The sequence below is a fragment of the Acinetobacter sp. 809848 genome (assembly GCF_000581275.1).
GTDB lineage: Bacteria > Pseudomonadota > Gammaproteobacteria > Pseudomonadales > Moraxellaceae > Acinetobacter > Acinetobacter pittii.
Genome location: NZ_JEXG01000203.1, coordinates 1 through 396, shown reverse-complemented (window position 1 = coordinate 396; position 396 = coordinate 1). Strand labels below are relative to the sequence as shown.

The 396-nt window shown below is 47.7% G+C and carries 1 protein-coding gene; it reads right to left on the bottom strand.

What is annotated here, in order from left to right; translation table 11 throughout:
- A partial coding sequence (locus J536_RS24785) for an FAD-dependent oxidoreductase (protein ID WP_032064388.1) occupies positions 1–396 on the bottom strand: 396 nt, incomplete at both ends.

Sequence of the window (396 nt, the reverse complement as noted above, 5' to 3'; positions counted from 1 at the left end):
TCTCCAACGTGCACCTGTAGAAAGGATTACAGTTTTCGATTCAAGTTTTGCACCGTTTTCAAGTTCAACCGCAACCAAGCCATTTGCAGTCTGGTTGGCACCCGTGATTTTGCTGACACGTTGCAGGTTCATGATATCGACATCATATTCACGAACATGGGCTTCCATCTCGGCAGCAAACTTAGGACCTTGCGTCTTTTGCACAGAAGTGAAGTTTTCAATGTCCATGGTGTCCATCACTTGACCACCGAAGCGTTCAGCCACGATACCAGTGTTAATGCCTTTACGTGCAGCATAGATCGCAGCCGTTGCACCCGCAGGACCGCCACCAATCACCAATACATCAAAAGCATCTTTAGCATTGAGTGCTGCCGCATCTTTTTCAGCTGAGTTGGT